This is a genomic window from Frateuria soli (genome assembly GCF_021117385.1).
GTDB lineage: Bacteria > Pseudomonadota > Gammaproteobacteria > Xanthomonadales > Rhodanobacteraceae > Frateuria_A > Frateuria_A soli.
Window position 1 is genome coordinate 2,137,766 of record NZ_CP088252.1, and the last position, 17,575, is coordinate 2,155,340.

A 17,575-nucleotide genomic window follows, 5' to 3' on the forward strand; every position below is an offset into this window, starting at 1 on the left:
GGTCGACGGACCATACCACCGGGCCGTCACCCCGGCGTGGACGTTGCAGCTACAGTAGGGCACCGTTCAACTGCGCACGCCCCCGATGAGAGAACACCTGCCCGCCCTGGTCACCCTGCTCACCGTCCTGCTGATGTTCGGCACCGCCTTCGCGGTGGGCATTGCGCGCGGCCGCTACCAGGTCCAAGCGCCGGCCACCACCGGCCATCCGGCGTTCGAGCGCGCGTTCCGCGTGCAGATGAACACGCTCGAGGCGACGCTGCTGTTCCTGCCCACGCTGTGGCTGGCGGCGCACTACGGCTTCGCGTTCTGGGCGGGCATCGCCGGCCTGGTCTGGCTCGCTGCACGGACCTGGTACGCATTGGCCTACCTGCGGGAGGCGGCCCGCCGTGGCAGCGGCTTCGTGCTCGGCATGGCTGCCTGGGCGGCCACGCTGCTCATGGCCCTGACCGGCCTGGGCCGCGCGATGCTGGCCGGCTGACGCCCCGGGATTGCGCGACGCCGGGCCACGCCGCTAGCGTGGGCGATCGGGCCGCGCACGTCCGTCCTTCCCCAGCAGGTTGCTTCCGGTCGATGCCCTCCCGCCCGCTCCACCCCTCGCTGCACGACGCCCGGCTGCCGCACCTGGGCAGTGCGATCGGCATGATCGTTCTCTATTTCGCGTTGCAGTTCGTCGCCAGTGGTCTGGTCGGGGTCGGGCTGGGCTTCGCCCTGGGCGTGTCCGGTGCCCCGGCATCGGGCATGGCCGCCCGCATCAAGACCGTGCTGGCACAGCCGGACACCAACGCCTTGATGGTGATCCTGACCCTGCTGCTGGCCGCCAGCATGACCATCGTGCTGGTGCGCCGGCTGTGGCCCGCCGCCTGGTCACATGGCGCGCCCCCCGGCCTGGGACTGACCGGCCCCGGCCGCCCGCTGTTCTACCTCGCCGCGGTGCTGCTCGGCCTGGCCCTGCCGATCGCCGGCGGCTGGCTGACCCGCTGGATCGCGCACGGCCACCAGGTCACCCAGGACGTCAAGCAGATCGGCGGCGCCGCCTCGCTGGCGCTGCGCCTGCCGCTGGCGCTGGTGGTGGTCAGCCTGGGCCCGCTGGTCGAGGAACTGCTCTTCCGCGGCGCCCTGCTCTCGGCGCTGCTGCGACGCATGCACGCCGGCTGGGCGGTCGCCCTCAGCTCCCTGCTGTTCGCCTTCGTGCACCTGCCGGATCTGAACTTCCTCTGGTACGCGGTTCCCAACCTCGCGCTGCTCGCCGCGGCGCTGGCCTGGCTGCGACTGCGTTCGGGCTCGCTATGGCCGGCAGTGGTGGCGCATGGGGTGAACAACCTGCTGGCGGTGATTGCCTGGTTCGTGGCGTCCCCGGGCCTCCACTGACCGGTCGGCGATCCCGGCTCCGGTTGCAGGCGATCGTCCACTCACCGCGGCGAGGTTCTTTCGCAGGGCAACCACCCGCGCCGCCGCGGCGCACGAGGCGGCCATCTGGCAGTACGGCCGAAAGTCCGGATCACTGCGGCAGCACGCCGAAGCCGCGCAGCAATCGAGCGGTCTCGAACAGTGGCAGGCCCATCACCCCGGAGTAGCTTCCCTCCAGATGCTCCACCAGCACCGCGCCACGCCCCTGGATCGCATAGCCACCGGCCTTGCCGAAAGGCTCGCCGGTGGCGACATAGGCCGCGATGGCAGCCTCGTCCAATGGCGCGAAGCGGACCTTCGAGACGCAAAGCTCGCCCCGCTCGCCCCGCTCGTCCACGCCCCAGACCGCCGAGATCACCGCATGGGTACGCCCGGACAGCCGCCGCAGCATGGCGGCAGCCTGTGCCCCATCGGCCGGCTTGCCGAATACCTCGCCATCGAGCACCACTTCGGTGTCCGAGCCGAGGACGAGTGCGCGGTCGGCATCCGCCAGCGAAGCGAGCCCCGCCCGCGCCTTGTCGCGCGCAACGCGGCTGACGTAGCGCTCCGGCGATTCATCCGCGGCGCGCATCTCCGGCACGTCCACGTCGAGCGCCATGAAGTCCACGCCCAACTGCTTCAGCAGCTCGCGCCGGCGCGGCGATTGCGAGGCAAGGTAAAGCATGGCGGTCACAAGGCGAGCCCGTATTCGCAGAACTGGCGATCCCGCTGCCAGCCCAGCGATTCGTACAATGCCTGCGCCGGCGCGTTGTCCAGCGCGGTGGACAGCGAGAGGCTGGCTGCGCCCAGCGCACGCGCATGCGCCGCCGCCTCGCGCAGCAACGCCGCCGCCACGCCCCGGCGGCGCGCGTGGGGCGCCACGAAAAGATCATTGAGAAGATAGGTGCGCACCATCCGCACCGAAGAGAACAGCGGGTACAGCTGGGTGAAGCCAAGTCCCGCACCCTGCCCGTCCAGCGCCAGCAGGATCACCGACTGGTGATGCGCGAATCGCGCACCCAGGAAAGCCCGGATGCCATGCGGATCGGACGGCTGGCCGTAGAACTGCCGGTAGCCGTCGAACAGCGGCACCAGTGTGTCGAGGTCGTGGACGGTGGCCTGGCGAACCTGGACGGACATGGCAGCTCCGGGAAAGGGCGGAAAGCGCGACCGTATCGAGCTGGTCGCGACCATACAAGGCCTGGTCCCGAGGTATCGAACTGGCCAAGGTCGCGCGCGACGGCTCCCTTTCGGCGCGGGCGCGCGCGAACGGCCGCGCCCATCATCGACGACCTCGGAGCGCTGAGCTGCAGGTTCGCTGACCTCTCGGTTGGCGAAGAAACCATCAACGCGAAATGAGCAGGCGCGACCTTGGTGCGCGACCGCCATCGGCGCGGCGCCGCAACAGTCACTGGCCGTGCGCGCGGGCTCTCGCGTGCCTCATGGTCACACCCGGGGCCGGGTTACGGGTTGTCGGCCAGCAAGAACGCCGCGGCCATCTCGCCGATCATCGCCGAAGGCGCCTCGGTGTTGCCGCTGATCAGCGTGGGCATGATCGATGCGTCGGCCACGCGCAGCCCCGGCACGCCCCGCACGCGCAACCGTGGATCGACCACCGCGTCCTCATCGGCGCCCATGCGGCAGGTGCCGACCGGGTGGTAGATGGTGTCCGCATGCGCGCGAATCAGCGCACGCAGCCCGTCGTCGTCCTCGCGGCCGGTGCCGTACAGCGGCCGTCCGCCGTACGCAGCCAGCGCCGGCGCGGCGAGGATGCGCCGCACGATCCGCGCGCCCTCGACCAGCAGCTCCATGTCTCCCGGCGCGGACAGGAAGTTCGGGTCGATCAGCGGCGCGGCACGTGCATCCGGGCGAGCCAGGCGCACGCGCCCGCGGCTGGCCGGGCGTAGCACGCACACATGCAGCGCCATGCCGGTGGACAGGTGCATGCGGCGGTTGTGGTCGTCCACCATGCCGATGCAGAAATGCAGTTGCAGGTCGGGCCGGGCGACGTCCGGACGGCTGCGGAGGAAGCCGCCGGCCTCCGCCGCATTGCTGGTCAGCATGCCTTCGCCGCGTCGGCGGTAGGCGCCGGCACTGGCCAGCATGCGTGCAAGCGTCGAGGGGTTCATGCCGAACAGGCCATCGGCGCGCACACGCAGATTGGCGGTGTAGTCGATGTGGTCCTGCAGGTGCCCGCCCACGTCCGGCGCATCGTGCACCGGCGCGATCCCCAGCTCGCGCAGATGGCGCTGCGGCCCGATGCCGGAAAGCATCAGCAGCTGTGGCGAACCGATCGCGCCGGCGCAGACCACGACTTCGCGGCGCGCGAGCAGCCGCTGGGCGCCGACCAGCACGCCGCTGGCGCGGCGGCCTTCGAACAGGATGCGCTGCACCGGGCGCCCAGCCAGCACGCGCAGGTTCGGCCGTGCCCGGCCGTCGCCCAGGTATGCCCGGCCCGCATCGACCCTGCGGCCGTCGCGCTGATACACCTGGTACAGCCCCACGCCTTCCTGGCGCGGCCCGTTGAAGTCGTCGTTGCGCGGATAGCCGCACTGCACCGCCGCGTCGACGAAGGCCCGGCTCAAGGGACTGGGCGAGCGCAAGTCGCTCACCGGCAGCGGGCCGCCGACACCGTGCCAGGCATCGGCGCCACGCTGGTTGTCCTCGATCCGGCGGAACACCGGCAGGACGTCGTTCCAGCTCCAGCCCGCGCAGCCGAGCGCGGCCCAGCCGTCGTAGTCCTCGGGCTGGCCGCGGGTGCAGATCATGGCATTGATCAGGCTGCTGCCACCGACGCCGCGTCCGCGCGGCACGTAGCCGCGACGTCCGTCCAGATGCGTTTGCGGCACGGTCTGGTAGGCGTAGTTGTGCCGGCCACGAAGGGGCACCAGCGCGGCGATGCCCATCGGTACCCGGCTCAACCACGAAGGCGTGGCCGGTCCGGCTTCGATGAGGAGTACGGACGGCCGGCCGGGCGCGTCGGCCAGCCGCGCCGCCACGGCGCATCCGGCCGGGCCGGCGCCGACCACGATGAAATCGGCACCCTCTTCGTTGTCCATGGTCAGTGCCCGGAAGTCGGCTGCTTCGGTTTGAGCGCATCCTGCAGCAGGCTGTTGAGCACGTCCTTCCCGCTGCTGGCCGGCTGCTTCGTCGCCGGCTGCCCGGTATCGCCACGCGTGCCGGCTTCCAGCAGGCCCACCGCCGCCTTCGGGTCGAGCTTGAAGCTGGGCGCGCTGGCGGTGCCACCGACGCGCACGCCCACGCCGGTGGTGCTCATGCCCTTGATCAGCCCACCGAGCGCTCCGCCGGCCTTCGACCCGCCCAGCAGCCCGGCGAGGCCCTGGCCGGCCTGTCCCGCGCCGGTGACGCCTTCATCGAGCCTGACCAGCATGCGGAAATCGAGCGCACCGCCGGCGGCCATGCGGCCCTTGCCGGTGAAGCTGCCGAGCTGCGCGATCTGCGCCTTGGCCGGGTCCGCGTCGATGCCCCTGGGCGAGATGGTGAGCATCGCCTCGGCATGGCGGATGACGGTGTCCTTCGGCGCGTCGATGCCGGCCAGCGCCAGCGCTCCGCCGAGCTTGTCGCCCAGGCTGTAGCCGGCCAGCCGCGTATCGTCGAGCGCGACCGGTCCGTGGATGACCAGCGCATCGAGCGGGCCGCGCACGGTGAGATCCATGCTGGCGGTGCCGCCGGCCAGGCGCGAATCCTTCGGCAGGATCACGCCGAATACGGGCAACAGCGGCTGCAGGTCGTCGATCGGCTGCCGTTGTCCCTTCACCTTCAGGTCCATCCGCATCACGGCGGGCCGGTTGTCGAAGCTGCCGTCGATGGACAGACGCGCCGCGCCGGCGTGCAGGAGCGCGTCGGCGATCCGCCCGGTGCCGGCGTCCAGCCGGTAGCTCGCCTGGTAGTCGATCCGCAGCGGCTGCGGCGAGGGCGAACCTGAAGCGACCAGTTGCAGCTTGCGTGCGTCGATGCGCCCCTTCGAGCGCAGCACGCCCCGGGTCGAAGCGATCTGCGTATCCAGGTCGAGCACCCCGCCAACGCCGCTGCCGCGTGCCATCAACCCGGCACCGACCAGGTCCAGGTCGTGCATCGCCAGGTGCGCATCCACCGGCGTCAGCACGGCGTTGCCCGATCGCCAGGGGCCGAGCCTGCCGTCCAGCGCCAGCGTGCCGCCGCCAGCGACATCCGCCTTGAGCTCGAACGGGAACGCCGCCCGCGTGCCGACGTGGTCGGCACTCAGTTGCACGTGGTCGTAGACCTTGCGGTCGCCGGCCGTGCGCGTCAGTTCGATACGACCGTCGTCGATGCGCAGCCGGTCGATGGTGAACCCGGCAGGGGTGCCCTCCGCCGTGCCTTGCGCCGGCGACGGGCCGCCGCCCAGACCGGCGAAGTTCCAGTCGCCTTTGCGGTTCTGCAGCAGGCGCACCACCGGCCGGTCGAGCGTCAGCGAAGTGACGTGCAGTTCGCGATGGACCAGCAGCGGCCACAGCTTGACGCCCAGGTCCAGGCCCCGGGCGCTCACGAACGGCTGCTTGCCGAAGGCCGGATCGTCCCCGATGCGGATCTCGTCGGCCTCGAGCGAACCGGTCCACAACGCCATGTGCAGCTTGCCGATGCTCACCTCGCGACCCAGCGCCTTGCCCAGCGACGCCTGGATCTGCGGACGGAAGCGATTGGCGTCCACCAGCAGCAGCGCGGCAGCGCCCAGCACGACCAGGGCCAGCACGACGACGATCAATCCGACCAGCAGGCGCTTCATGGCTCCATCTCCCCCGGCAAGGTGCACCGATACTAACCAAACGACGCGCACGCTCCGACCCTTCGATCGCCACGCCGTGACACAGGCCCGCACCCGCCGGCCACGGTTGAACCCGGTCCCACCGGCCCCCATTTCGAGACCTCATGGGTTGCCTGCCGGTTCCGCTTTCGTTTCTGCTCGGCTTCGGCATCGGCTACGTCGTGAACGGGACGCAAGGCGCGCTCTGGGGCGCCGGCGCCGGATTGCTCGTGGGGATCGCCGGCATGGGCTGGCTGGTCCATCTCATGCGGGGTCGTCGCTGAACCGGCCGCTGCCCGCGTACTGGCCTTTCGATCCGGCGCGTAGTCGAATGGCCGGCACTTTCCACCGGAGTCCCGGGTGATCAAGGACATCGACCGTCTCAACCACCGCCTCGACCGCTTCGAGCGCCGGCTGCCACGAGGCATCGCGACGTCGCTGCGCTGGCTGCGCGCTCCGGCGTCGCGCTGGGTCCGTATTCCGGTGGGGCTGCTGCTTATCGTGGCGGGGCTGTTCAGTTTCCTGCCGCTGCTGGGCCTGTGGATGTTGCCGCTGGGCGTGGTGCTGCTCGCGCAGGACCTACCGTTCCTGCGCCGGCCCACGCGCTGGTCGCTGATCCTGCTGGAGCGCCAGTGGCTGCGCTGGAAGCGCCGCAAGCGACAGCCCAGCGCGTCGTCGTAGCGCCTGTCCTTCGAAGCTGCCAGCGGGGCTTCAGTCGCCATTGCCGAGCGCTGCGGCACCCTATGGCGGATGCGTATCCGAGCCCGTTCCATCGTCCTGCCCGCACTGCTGGCCCTCGTTGCCGGCTGTGCGCGTCCGCGCGTGGAAGCGCCGCAACGCCGCCCCGACGAAGTGCGCGCGCAGATCGTGCGTTTGCTGCCCGGCGGCACCGCGGACCGCGCTGGCTGGGCGACCGACATCTACGCCGCCTTCTCCGCGCTCGACATCGAGCCGACCGCGAGCAACCTGTGCGCTACCCTCGCCGTCGCCGCGCAGGAATCGAACTACCACGCCGAACCGGTGGTGCCGGGGCTGGGCTCCATCGCGCGCAAGGAGATCGACCGTCGGGCCGCCGCGCATCACGTCCCGCAGTTCCTGGTGCGCGCCGCGCTGGCGCTGAAGTCGCCGGACGGCAAGCGCTACGGCGACCGCCTGGCCGCCGTGCGCACCGAGCGCGAACTGAGCCGCCTGTACGAGGACTTCATCGGCATGGTGCCGCTGGGCCGCCGCCTGCTGGGTGACGACAACCCGGTGCACACCGGTGGCCCGATGCAGGTGAGCGTGGCTTTCGCCGAGGATTTCGCCGACGGGCACACCTACCCGTACCCCATCGACGGCACGATCCGCCACGAGGTGTTCAGCCGCCGCGGCGGCCTGTACTTCGGCATCGCCCACCTGCTCGCCTACCCGGCCGACTACCCGCAGATGCTCTACCGCTTCGCCGACTACAACGCCGGCTGGTACGCCAGCCGCAACGCAGCGTTCCAGAACGCCCTGAGCGTCGCCACCGGCATCCCGCTCGACTTCGACGGCGACCTGATCCGCTATGAAGGTGGCCTGGGCGCCACCGAACGCGCGGCCCGCACGCTGGCCGGCCGGCTCGAGCTGGAGCCGGGCGAGATCCACGACGCGCTGGCCGAGGGCGAGCGCCCCGACTTCGCGCGCACCGCCCTGTACACCCGCGTATTCGAACTGGCCGACGCCAGCACGCGCAAGCCACTGCCGCGCGCGATGCTGCCCCGCATCCGGCTGGAGAGCCCCAAGATCACGCGCAAGCTGACCACCGCCTGGTTCGCCAGGCGCGTCGATGGCCGCTACCAGCGTTGCCTGGCGCAGGCCTCGCGAGGCTGAGCCCGGCCCTGCACGGGCGGCCGACGCGCGGCGCGGTACAACGGTCTCCTGCAACCGAAAGGAGACCCATGATGGCCACCGACCAGCCACCTCGTGACAACGACGCGCGCCGCGAACTGGACCGCGACCGCACCGGCCAGGCGAAGAACGCCCGCGGCGACCGGGTGGAAAACGAACTGGACCAGGAAACCCGTCGCCTGCAGCGCGATTACGACAGCGACTCGCCCGGGAACAGGGAATGACCCCGTAGGGCGGGCTTGAGCCCACCGGCGCCTGCCAGGCGAGCGGCGGGCCGGAGCCCACCCTGCGTGCGACTACGATGCCTTCTTGCGCCCGGTCGGCTCGGCGGCGGGCGGCTCCCAGCCGAACACGCTGCGTCCGCCGTACTCGTGCGAGCGCAGGCGCTCCCCGGCAATGTATTGCTCCACCGACGGTCCCCGGGCATGGCGCTCCAGCCGGCGCGCCTGCGCGTCGAGCCGTTTGAGCGCGGCCAGTTGCTCGTCGCGGCCGAGCCTGGCGTTCTCCACCGCGGACTTGAGCACGCCGATGGTGTGGTCGTAGACCCGTGTGGGGACCGGGAACGGGTGGCGGTCCTTGCCGCCGTGCGCCAGCGAGAAGCGCGCCGGATCGCTGAAGCGGCAGGGCGTGCCGTGTAGCACTTCGGCGACCATCGCCAGCGCGCGTACCGTGCGCGCGCCCACGCCCGGCACCCGCAGCAGCTCGGTGAAATCGCGCGGGCCGTTCTCCGCCGCGGCGGCGAGCGCGCCGTGCAGGCGGCGGGCGATGACATCGCCGCCGCGCACATCGTGGTGGTCGGGCATGGAAAGGTGCGGCAACAGACCGAGTTGCAGTGGCGCGTCGATCGGCGCCGGCGCGGGCGTGGCCTTGCCCTCTATCCGGACCATTTCGCGCGCGATGCCGTCGGGCCCGAGCGTGCCGAGCAGCTCCAGTTGCGCCCGGCGCGATGCCTGCGCGCGGTGGTCGGCCAGGTTGACGATGCGTCCCTGTCCGGGCCCGTCCACCGCCGCGTGCGGGTCGTCCACGAAGCTCTTGAGGTTCTCCGACAACCAGTGGTAGCGGCGCGCCTGCCGGCGCTCGCCGTTCATCCCCTGCTGCACCACCACCCACTGGCCGTCGTCGGTCACCACGAAGCCGTGCAGGTAGAGGTCGAAGCCGTCCTGCACCGCGGCGCTGTCGACCTTGGCCACCAGCCGGCTCGCGTCCGCCAGCGCGGCGCCGTCGAAACCCACCCGCTCGCCGATCGCCACCAGTTCGCCCGGGGTCGCGCGCGAATGCTTGCCGCGACCGCCACAGACGTGGACGCCCAGTTCGCTGGACAGCGGCGCCAGGCCACGCTTGAGCGCGCCGATCACGCTCGTGGTGATGCCGGAGGAATGCCAATCCATGCCCATCACCGCGCCGAAGGACTGGAACCAGAACGGATGCGCCAGCCGGCGCAGGAATTCGTCCCGGCCGTACTCGCGCACGATCGCCTCGGCCATCAGTGCGCCGAGCCGGGTCATCCGGTCCGCCAGCCAGCGCGGCACGCGCCCGCCATGCAGCGGCAGGTCGGCGCTTCCGGATCGTCGGGTCATGGGGTGGGGCTCCAGCAGAAAAACGGACGACACATGGGGTGCGCTTCAGCCCATCCTGGATGGCGGGCAGAAGCCGACCCTGAAAAAACAGGGCCACGCAGGCCTGGCCCGAGTATCGCAAACGGCCGTCTCACCGGATGAACCTCCGCCGGCCGGCACCTGCGGCCGCGATGGACCGCGCGAGCGCCGGCTCGCTAAGCTGGTGCGATGCCCGCGACCGACCTGCCCATGACCGCCTCCGACCGCGCCGCCGCCCGCCTCGCCTGGGCCCGCGCCACGCTGCACGACGACACGCTGACGCTGGTGCCCGCCTCGTCCGACGCCAGCTTCCGCAGCTATTGGCGCACGCAGGGCGAACACGGTTGGCTCGTGATGGACTCGCCGCCCGCGCTGGAGGATCCGGCGCCCTGGCTGGCCATCGGGCAGCGCCTGCGCGCGGCCGGACTGCACGCGCCGAGCGTGCTCGCGCACGACCTGGCGCAGGGCTTCCTGATGATCGAGGACTTCGGACGTCAGGACTACCTGTCCGGCCTGAACGCGGACACGGCCGACCAGCTCTACGGCCGGGCCATGGATGCCCTGCTGCGCATCCAGGCCTCCGTCGACGGCTCCGACCTGCCGCCCTACAACCACGCCTTCCTGCAGCGCGAACTCGAGCTGATGCCCGAGTGGTTCCTGCAGCGCCACCTGGGCTACACGCCCGAGTGCGAAGAGTGGGACGTGATCGAGCAGGCGTTCACCGTGCTGCTGCACAACGCGGCCGAACAGCCGCGCGTGTTCGTCCATCGCGACTACCACAGCCGCAACCTGATGCAGGTGGAGACGGCGCCTTTGCTCGAAAACCGCCCACCGGCGCACCCGGAAGACCACGCGTGGCTGCGCGATCCCGGCATCATCGACTTCCAGGGCGCGCTGCACGGCCCGCTCGCCTACGACCTGGCCTCGCTGCTGCGCGACTGCTACATCGCCTGGGACGAGGCGCGCGTGGCGCAGTGGGTCGGGCAGTACCGCCAGCGTGCGCAGCAGGCAGGCCTGCTCGATGCCTCGGTCGACCGCGAGCGCTTCCAGCGCTGGTTCGACCTGATCGGCCTGCAACGCCACATCAAGGTGCTCGGGATCTTCTGCCGGCTCTGGTATCGCGACGGCAAGCGCGGCTACCTCGCGGACCTGCCGCGCGTACTCGGCTACGTGCTCGGCGTCGCGCGCCGCTATCCCGAGCTGGCCGACCTCGCCGCGCTGATCGAGCGCTGCGTGGGCGAGCGCGACATCACCGCGCCGGCCGCCGCATGAGACACGCGCTGATCTTCGCCGCCGGCCTGGGCGAGCGCATGCGACCGCTCACCGACCACACCCCCAAGCCCTTGCTCGAAGCAGGCGGCAAGCCGTTGATCGCCTGGCACCTGGAAAAACTCGCCGCCGCCGGCGTGCACTACGTGGTGATCAATACCTCGCACCTGGCCGGACAATTCCCGGAGTCGCTTGGCGACGGCAGCCGCTGGGGCCTGCGCATCCGCTACGCCTACGAGGGCCCGACGCCCCTGGAAACCGGCGGCGGCATGCTCAACGCGCTGTCGCTGCTGGGCGAGGCGCCCTTCATCGCGGTCAACGGCGACATCCACAGCGACATCGACTACGCGGCACTCCCGGCCGAGCCCGGGGCGCTGGCGCATCTGGTGCTGGTCGACAACCCGGCACACCACCCGGAGGGCGACTTCCTGCTGGATGCACAGGGCCGGCTGCACGCCGAAGGCACGCCGCGGCTCACTTTCAGTGGCGTCGGGGTTTATCGGGGCGAGCTGCTGCGGGACTGGCGCCAGGTGATCGGCGACACGCCCGGCGCCGGGGAGCGGCCGCCGCGCTTCAAGCTCGCCCCGCTGCTGCGCGCGGCCATGGCCGGCAGCCAGGTGCATGGCACGCACCACCACGGCGCGTGGACCGACGTGGGCACGCCCGCGCGCCTGGCCGAGCTGGACCGGCGCCTGCGCCACTGACGGCCGCTCACGGGGTCCGGACCCCGCGGCCGCACAGCGGCAAGCGCCTCCTGCCGCAGCCGGGGGATGCCGGGCAGGCGCCCGCGTGCGCGGTCCGGTGGTTACGTGGCCTGCATTCGCCCGACCTCATAATGGAAGGACAGCAACAGAGCCATGGACGAAGACGAGAACATGCGTGCCGATCCACCGATGGCGCAAAGGGTGCGCGATTACGACTGGGGTGCGACCGCGCTCGGGCCGATCGACGCCTGGCCGCAGTCGCTGAGCACCGTGGTCGACCTGATGCTGTCGTCGAACCTGCCGATGGTGATGGCGTGGGGACCGGACGCGCAGTTGATCTACAACGACGCCTACGCCGGATTCGCGGGCGGGCGCCATCCGTATCTGCTCGGGGTGAACGTGCTGGAGGCCTGGCCGGAGGTGGCCGACTTCAACCGCCACGTGCTGGAGGTGACATTGGCCGGCCAGCCACTGTCGTACAAGGACCAGCCACTGGTGCTGTTCCGCCACGGCCATGCCGAGGACGTCTGGCTGGACCTCGACTACACCCCGTTGCGCGATGCCGGGGGCGAACCGCGCGGCTTCCTGGCCATCGTGGTGGAGACGACCGCGCGGATCAATGCGGAGCGCGCCTACCACCGTGCCCGCGAACAGGTCGAACGGGCGCTCGATGCCGGCGTGGTGATCGGTACCTGGCTGTGGGACGTGCAGGCCAACCGCGCCACCGCGGACAGCCGTTTCGCGCGCGCGTTCTCGATCGATCCGGCGCAGGCGGCGGCGGGCGTGCCGATCGAGTTCTTCCTGGAGCGCATCCATCCCAGGGACGTACCGGAAGTGGAGGTGCGCTTTGGCGAAAGCATTCGCCACGGAACGCCGTACCGCTGCCAGTACCGCGTCCGGCAGCCGGACGGCAACTACATGTGGGTCGAGGCCTCCGGCCGCTGCGAGCACGATGAGGACGGCCGCCCTACCCATTTTCCCGGGCTGATGATCGACGTGCACGAACGCAAGCTCGCCGAGCAGCAGCAGCGCACCATGATCAACGAACTCAACCACCGCGTGAAGAACACGCTGGCGATCGTGCAATCGCTGGCGGCACAGTCCTTCAGCGATGCCGGCTCGGTGGAGCACGCGGCGGAAGTGTTCAACGCACGCCTGATCTCGCTGTCCAAGGCGCACGACGTGCTCACCCGGGAGCACTGGCACAGCGCGCTGCTGCGCGACCTGGTCGAACAGATGGCCCAGTCGCACAATTTCCAGGGCAGCGAGCGCTTCGATGTCGACGGGCCCCGCGTGCGGCTGCCTCCGCAGACCGCGCTTTCCTTCGCCATGGCCCTGCACGAGCTGGCCACCAACGCGATCAAGTACGGCGCGCTGGGCGACCGCGGTGGCGGGGTCCGCATTCACTGGCGCATCGGCGAAGCCAACGGCAAGCGCATCCTGCGCCTGGACTGGATCGAACACGGTGGTCCGCCCGTGCAGGCACCGGTCCGCAAGGGCTTCGGCACGCGCCTGATCGAACACAGCCTCAACCCCGCGCGCAACGGCGCGGTCAGTATCGACTATCGCGAAACCGGCCTGGCCTGCCACATTGCCGTGCCCTTGCCGGAGGTCGCGGAGGAGTAGCGCGCGGACCTCGCGCCATCCCAGGCCAACGCACGGCTGCGCGGCGGAGCCGTGCGCTCCGAACTGCGGCCGCTACCGCGCGGGTGTGAATCCGCCGCGCCGCGGCGCCAGCGAGCGCGCCACCGCGGCCAGCGCGAACAGTCTCGCGATACGCATCCAGCCCACCGCAAGCACGGCCAGTTCCGCGAACAGCAGTGCCAGCAGGAAGCCGCCCACCCCCACCGCCGGCGTATGCACGCGACCTACGCCGCAGGCCAGTGCGACCGCCGAACCGATGGCGCCGATCACCAGATAGCTGAGCAGCGTAGCCAGCGGTCGCCGCAGCAATTGCATGAAGCCGCGCCCCAGCGCACGGGTCGCCGAGCGCAGGCCGGGATCGACGATGAACGCGGCGCGGGCCGATTCCACCGTCGCATGAGCCAGCACCAACAGCACCCCCAGCACCCACAGCGCGGTGTGCGTGTAGCGGTCGGCGGCGCTCTGCAACACCGCGTGCTCGTCCGACTTGTGCGCGGCGCCGATCGCCAGCACGCCCAGGCCGACGGCGATCGCATACGGCAGCAACGACCACAGCATCACGCGGAACATGCGGCCATACTCGATCACGCCCGACTGCAGCAACTGGCCGAAGCCGAGCGCACGCCCGGCCCGTCCGGTGGCCACCGTCATGCCGGTCAGGAACGGTCCCAGCAGCAGCGCGAACACGGTTGCCAGCAGCAGCGAGCCGTGCAGCGCAGCACTGCTGTCGCCGAGCCGGTCCATCACGTCGCCAAAGGCCAGCCCGTCGAAGCGCCGCGCCCAGTCGCCCGCATGCACCGAGCGATCGAGCAGCTCGGCCAGCGTGCGCCACACCGGCAGCGCGGCCAGTGCCGTGGGCAACAGCAGGGACACCAGCCACAGCAACAGCAGGCGCCACTGCAGGGCGGCCACGGGCGCGAGCATCACGGCGCCCACATCGGTACGTCGGCTCGAGGTCATCATCACAGCGACACCAGCAGGGAGTAGAGGGCTTGCGCGAGGGCGGCGAAGTCCGCACTCCAGCGCCGCGAGGCGGCGCCGTTGGACTCGACCGTGCGGCTGTCGTTCAACTTGTTCGCGTCGAGGTAGATCCTGCGCTGCGGGTCCAGCTCGGCCGAAACCACCTTGGATGGGCCGGTGAACTCGAAGCGCGCCCAGCGCCGCGCGTCGTTCCAGCGCAGCTCCTGGTGGCTGCCGTCGGCGAAGGTGACGCGCAGGGTCTGCGGCACCGGCGCACCTTCGCGCACCACGCTCACGGTGCTGTGCCAGGGGAACGGGCCGGTACCCGGCCTGGCGTCCGGGTGCGCTTTTTTCCAGTCCTCGCGCTGCTTGTCGATCTGCTTGTCCCGCGCGGCGCTGTCGCCGTCGGTGCGCTTGCCGTTGGCCAGCGAGCTGCCGGCCGGCGGCAGTACTTCCTCGCTGTCGATGTTGGCCACGCGGTCGTCGATGTGCGACGTGCCGTAGACATACTGGTCGAACACCTCGTTGACGTTCTTCGCGTCGCCGGAGACGTCGATCAACGTCGCGCGCAGGTCGGCGGCCGAGGGATGCCGGAAGTGCCAGCGCCTGTAGTATTCGCGGAAGGCGCGCTCGGTGACGTCCCTGCCCAGCCGCTCTTCCAGGTCGTGCATCGCCGTGGCGGTGCGCGAGTAGACCGTGCCGTAGCTTCCGCTGGAGAGCCGGTCCCAGGCGTTCTCGCCGAGCGGATCGTAGGGCCGCTTGAGGCCGGCGCCCATCCGTTCCAGCGCGAAGCCGCTGAGCGAGGGCGCGAAACCCAGGCGCCTGAGCAGTCCGGTGGTGAGATCCAGCCCCTGCCCGCGCTCGCGCAACATGCGCTGGTCCCAGTATTCGTTGAGGCCCTCGTCGAGCATCGGTTCCTCGAACTCGTTCGAGGCGAGCAGGCCGTAGAAGTAGCCGTGGCCGAACTCGTGGATGGTCACGAAGTCGATCGCGTACTGGGTGATCGTGCCCGGCGTGACCTCGTCGTAACCTTCGGCGGTGAAGAACGTCGGGTACTCCATGCCGCCGGCCTCGCCCGCGTTGTACGGCGGCACCACCGCGGTGAGCGTGCGATAGGGATAGGCGCCGAGCGTGTCGGAGAAGTAAGTCAGCGAATCGGTGCTGGCCTTGAGCACCGGCTGCGCGCTGGCCGCGTACTCGGGCGGATACAGCACGCGCACCGCCACCTTCGGGCTGCCCGGCCCCTGCCAGCTCCCGTCCAGCACCTTGTAGCCCTTGGCCGCCACCCAGGCGAAGTCGTGCACGTCGCCCTGCACGTAGTGGTAGGTGGTCTTGCCGTTGGCGGTGACCGGCGCGCCCTGCTGCTTCCCCACCGCGCCGACGGTGTAGTCGCCGGGCACGGTCAGGGTCACGTCGAAGCGGCCGAAGTCCGCGTAGAACTCGCTGTTGAAGTGGAACTCGTGGACGTTCCAGCGCACCTGCGTGGCGCCCCGCTCGCCCGGCAGCTCAAGCACGCCGATCTTGGGAAACCACTGCGCGACCAGGTTGAAATCGCCCCACCAGCCAGTGCGCTCGACCACGCGCGGCAACTGGCTGAGGAAGTCGATGTCCAGCGTCAGCGTGCCGCCCGCCGGCACCGGCTGCGCCAGGTCGATGCGTGCCACGGTCTGGTCGGTCTTCGGACCGCCGTCCGGATGCACGAACGTCCACTTGAGCGCGGTGCCGCCCTGGCTCACCCGCTTGAGGTCGATCCAGCCCCATTGGCCCTTTTCGAGTCTGGCCGCGCCGCGCGAGCCGCTGTGCGCGGTGAGCACCCCCCGCTCAGTGAAGAAGGTGCTGCCCTCGTTCTGGAACGCATTGAGGTACAGATGCACGTAGATGCTGCGGACTTCGCGGTCGCTGCGGTTGCGCCAGGTCAGCTGCTCCTTGCCGCTGACCGCGTGTCTGGCGGCGTCGAGCGCGGCGTCGATGCGGTAGTCGACCACGCGGTCGGACAGCGTCGGCTCGTTACCGGTCCGCGGTCCGCCCCAGGCATCCGGCGCGCTGGGCACGTGCGGCGCGGAGGCATTGGCCGGTGCGAAGGGGATTGGCCCGGGTACAGGCGCCGGCACGGCCACACTTGGCGCGGGCGCGGGCGCGGGTACGGCGGGCTGGGCCTGGGCATGCAAGAGCGCCGGCATGGCGGTGGCGCTGCACAAGGCGAGCACACCCAGCCATCCGGTTACGGTCGGTTTCATCTGAAGATTCCCCTGTCTGGCAGGCCCCGGCCCACCGCTGTCCAAGACGCTGGTGGCCGTCCCCGAAGCACCAACGCAGGCGCGCAGCGTGCGGCATCCCCGATCAGGACACATAGGCCAGAGGTCATGGACACGCCCCCTTGCGCCCGGGACCGGCTTCGGAACAAAGCGAGAACCGTCCCGTGGCAGCAACCCGTCTTCTGCCCCGGAGAGGTAGAGGGTTCAGGGTGCGCGCGTGCTCAGCGGTCGTCCCGTGTCCAGACCGCGCCTTCGTCCTCGCGCACGGGAAAGCTGGCGATCGGTTCGTAGGCCGGCGGCCGGGTGACCGCGCCGGTGCGTACGTCGAACCGCGCGCCGTGGCGGGGACACTCGACCTCGAAGCCGAACACCTCGCCACCGGCGAGATCGCCGCCGTCGTGGGTGCACACGTCCTCGATCGCGTAGAACTGGCCGTCGATGTTGTACACCGCGATCGGCGTGTCCCCGTCGAACACCACCGTGAACTCGCCCGGCAGCATGCCGCCCTGCGCGCACACGCGCACCCAACCCTGCGCCGCCAGGCTCATGCCGCAACCTCCCCCAGTTCCTTCGTCAGCACTTCGAAGCGCAGGTCGTCGCGGCGCGGGATGCCGAAGCGCTCCTGGCCGTAGGGAAACGGCTTGTAGCTGCCGGTACGGCGGTAGCCGCGCCGTTCGTACCAGGCAATCAGCTCCTCGCGTTGCACGATCACGGTCATCTCCATGCACCGACAGCCCCACGCCTCCCGTGCGAGACGCTCGGCTTCGCCCAGCAGTTGCTTGCCCAGGCCGCCGGCCTGCAGCGCGGGATCGACGGCGAACATGCCGAAGTACGCGGCCCTGCCCTGGCGTTCGAGATGGCAGCTGGCGAGCAGCCGGCCGTCGCGCTCCAGCAACAGGATGCGGCTGTCGGGGCGGGACATGGCCTCGGCGACATCGGCCGCGTCGGTACGCTGGCCGTCGAGCAGGTCCGATTCGGTAGTCCAGCCGCGCCGGCCCGAATCGCCCCGGTAGGCCGACTCGACCAGCGCGACGACAGCAGGAATGTCGGCCTCGGTGGCCGTGCGGGAGGCAGGCGGGGAGAGCGTGGTCATGCGCACATGATAGC

The 17,575-nt window shown here is 70.6% G+C and carries 18 protein-coding genes; 9 read left to right on the forward strand and 9 right to left on the reverse strand.

Annotation, left to right across the window (positions count from 1 at the left end):
- Window positions 1-85 precede the first annotated feature (85 nt).
- A complete protein-coding gene (locus LQ771_RS09825; protein WP_231349225.1) occupies window positions 86-481 on the forward strand; it encodes an MAPEG family protein in 396 nt (131 codons plus the stop codon).
- Between the two features lie 92 nt (window positions 482-573).
- Window positions 574-1,371 (forward strand): CPBP family intramembrane glutamic endopeptidase, encoded by a 798-nt coding sequence (locus tag LQ771_RS09830; RefSeq protein WP_231349226.1) that lies wholly within the window; start codon window positions 574-576, stop codon window positions 1,369-1,371.
- Between the two features lie 130 nt (window positions 1,372-1,501).
- Here the strand turns inward: LQ771_RS09830 and LQ771_RS09835 are convergent, their stop codons facing one another.
- The 4 genes from LQ771_RS09835 to LQ771_RS09850 form a co-directional block, all read right to left on the reverse strand.
- Window positions 1,502-2,074: a Maf family protein gene (locus LQ771_RS09835; RefSeq protein ID WP_231349227.1), complete on the reverse strand. Its 573-nt coding sequence runs from the start codon at window positions 2,072-2,074 to the stop codon at window positions 1,502-1,504.
- Between the two features lie 5 nt (window positions 2,075-2,079).
- On the reverse strand, window positions 2,080-2,529 hold the full coding sequence (locus tag LQ771_RS09840) for a GNAT family N-acetyltransferase (RefSeq protein WP_231349228.1): 450 nt from the start codon (window positions 2,527-2,529) through the stop codon (window positions 2,080-2,082).
- Window positions 2,530-2,852: 323 nt separating this feature from the next.
- Complete coding sequence (locus LQ771_RS09845; RefSeq protein ID WP_231349229.1) at window positions 2,853-4,448, reverse strand: GMC family oxidoreductase; 1,596 nt, start codon at window positions 4,446-4,448, stop codon at window positions 2,853-2,855.
- Between the two features lie 2 nt (window positions 4,449-4,450).
- On the reverse strand, window positions 4,451-6,154 hold the full coding sequence (locus tag LQ771_RS09850) for an AsmA family protein (RefSeq protein ID WP_231349230.1): 1,704 nt from the start codon (window positions 6,152-6,154) through the stop codon (window positions 4,451-4,453).
- A gap of 143 nt (window positions 6,155-6,297) precedes the next feature.
- On the opposite strand from LQ771_RS09850, the gene LQ771_RS09855 reads away from it, so the two are divergent.
- The 4 genes from LQ771_RS09855 (at window position 6,298) to LQ771_RS09870 (ending at window position 8,265) form a co-directional block, all read left to right on the forward strand.
- Window positions 6,298-6,456 carry a hypothetical protein gene (locus LQ771_RS09855; RefSeq protein WP_231349231.1) on the forward strand — a complete coding sequence of 53 codons (159 nt, stop codon included), beginning with the start codon at window positions 6,298-6,300 and terminating at the stop codon, window positions 6,454-6,456.
- A 76-nt stretch (window positions 6,457-6,532) separates the two neighbouring features.
- Window positions 6,533-6,853, forward strand: a complete 321-nt coding sequence (locus LQ771_RS09860) for a hypothetical protein (protein WP_231349232.1) — start codon at window positions 6,533-6,535, stop codon at window positions 6,851-6,853.
- A gap of 69 nt (window positions 6,854-6,922) precedes the next feature.
- The gene (locus LQ771_RS09865) at window positions 6,923-8,023 is read left to right on the forward strand and encodes a DUF1615 domain-containing protein (RefSeq protein WP_231349233.1); all 1,101 of its coding nucleotides are present in this window, start codon (window positions 6,923-6,925) and stop codon (window positions 8,021-8,023) included.
- A 68-nt stretch (window positions 8,024-8,091) separates the two neighbouring features.
- Window positions 8,092-8,265: a hypothetical protein gene (locus LQ771_RS09870; RefSeq protein WP_231349234.1), complete on the forward strand. Its 174-nt coding sequence runs from the start codon at window positions 8,092-8,094 to the stop codon at window positions 8,263-8,265.
- Window positions 8,266-8,337: 72 nt separating this feature from the next.
- Here the strand turns inward: LQ771_RS09870 and LQ771_RS09875 are convergent, their stop codons facing one another.
- On the reverse strand, window positions 8,338-9,618 hold the full coding sequence (locus LQ771_RS09875) for a DUF763 domain-containing protein (RefSeq protein WP_231349235.1): 1,281 nt from the start codon (window positions 9,616-9,618) through the stop codon (window positions 8,338-8,340).
- A gap of 228 nt (window positions 9,619-9,846) precedes the next feature.
- On the opposite strand from LQ771_RS09875, the gene LQ771_RS09880 reads away from it, so the two are divergent.
- From LQ771_RS09880 to LQ771_RS09890, 3 genes are all read left to right on the forward strand, one after another.
- Complete coding sequence (locus LQ771_RS09880) at window positions 9,847-10,908, forward strand: aminoglycoside phosphotransferase family protein (protein ID WP_231349236.1); 1,062 nt, start codon at window positions 9,847-9,849, stop codon at window positions 10,906-10,908.
- Entirely contained in the window at window positions 10,905-11,609 is a 705-nt protein-coding gene (gene murU / locus LQ771_RS09885) for an N-acetylmuramate alpha-1-phosphate uridylyltransferase MurU (RefSeq protein WP_231349237.1), read from the forward strand. The genes LQ771_RS09880 and murU overlap by 4 nt, the downstream gene beginning before the upstream one ends.
- Window positions 11,610-11,762: 153 nt before the next feature.
- Window positions 11,763-13,235, forward strand: coding sequence for a sensor histidine kinase (locus LQ771_RS09890; protein WP_231349238.1), 1,473 nt, complete (start codon window positions 11,763-11,765; stop codon window positions 13,233-13,235).
- Between the two features lie 72 nt (window positions 13,236-13,307).
- Here the strand turns inward: LQ771_RS09890 and LQ771_RS09895 are convergent, their stop codons facing one another.
- The 4 genes from LQ771_RS09895 to LQ771_RS09910 form a co-directional block, all read right to left on the reverse strand.
- Entirely contained in the window at window positions 13,308-14,216 is a 909-nt protein-coding gene (locus LQ771_RS09895; RefSeq protein ID WP_231349239.1) for a hypothetical protein, read from the reverse strand.
- Window positions 14,216-16,450, reverse strand: a complete 2,235-nt coding sequence (locus LQ771_RS09900; RefSeq protein WP_231349240.1) for a M1 family metallopeptidase — start codon at window positions 16,448-16,450, stop codon at window positions 14,216-14,218. Before LQ771_RS09900 ends, LQ771_RS09895 begins: the two co-directional genes overlap by 1 nt.
- Window positions 16,451-16,689: 239 nt before the next feature.
- Window positions 16,690-17,016, reverse strand: coding sequence for a non-heme iron oxygenase ferredoxin subunit (locus LQ771_RS09905; RefSeq protein WP_231349241.1), 327 nt, complete (start codon window positions 17,014-17,016; stop codon window positions 16,690-16,692).
- Window positions 17,013-17,561 (reverse strand): GNAT family N-acetyltransferase, encoded by a 549-nt coding sequence (locus LQ771_RS09910; protein WP_231349242.1) that lies wholly within the window; start codon window positions 17,559-17,561, stop codon window positions 17,013-17,015. Before LQ771_RS09910 ends, LQ771_RS09905 begins: the two co-directional genes overlap by 4 nt.
- Window positions 17,562-17,575 lie beyond the last annotated feature (14 nt).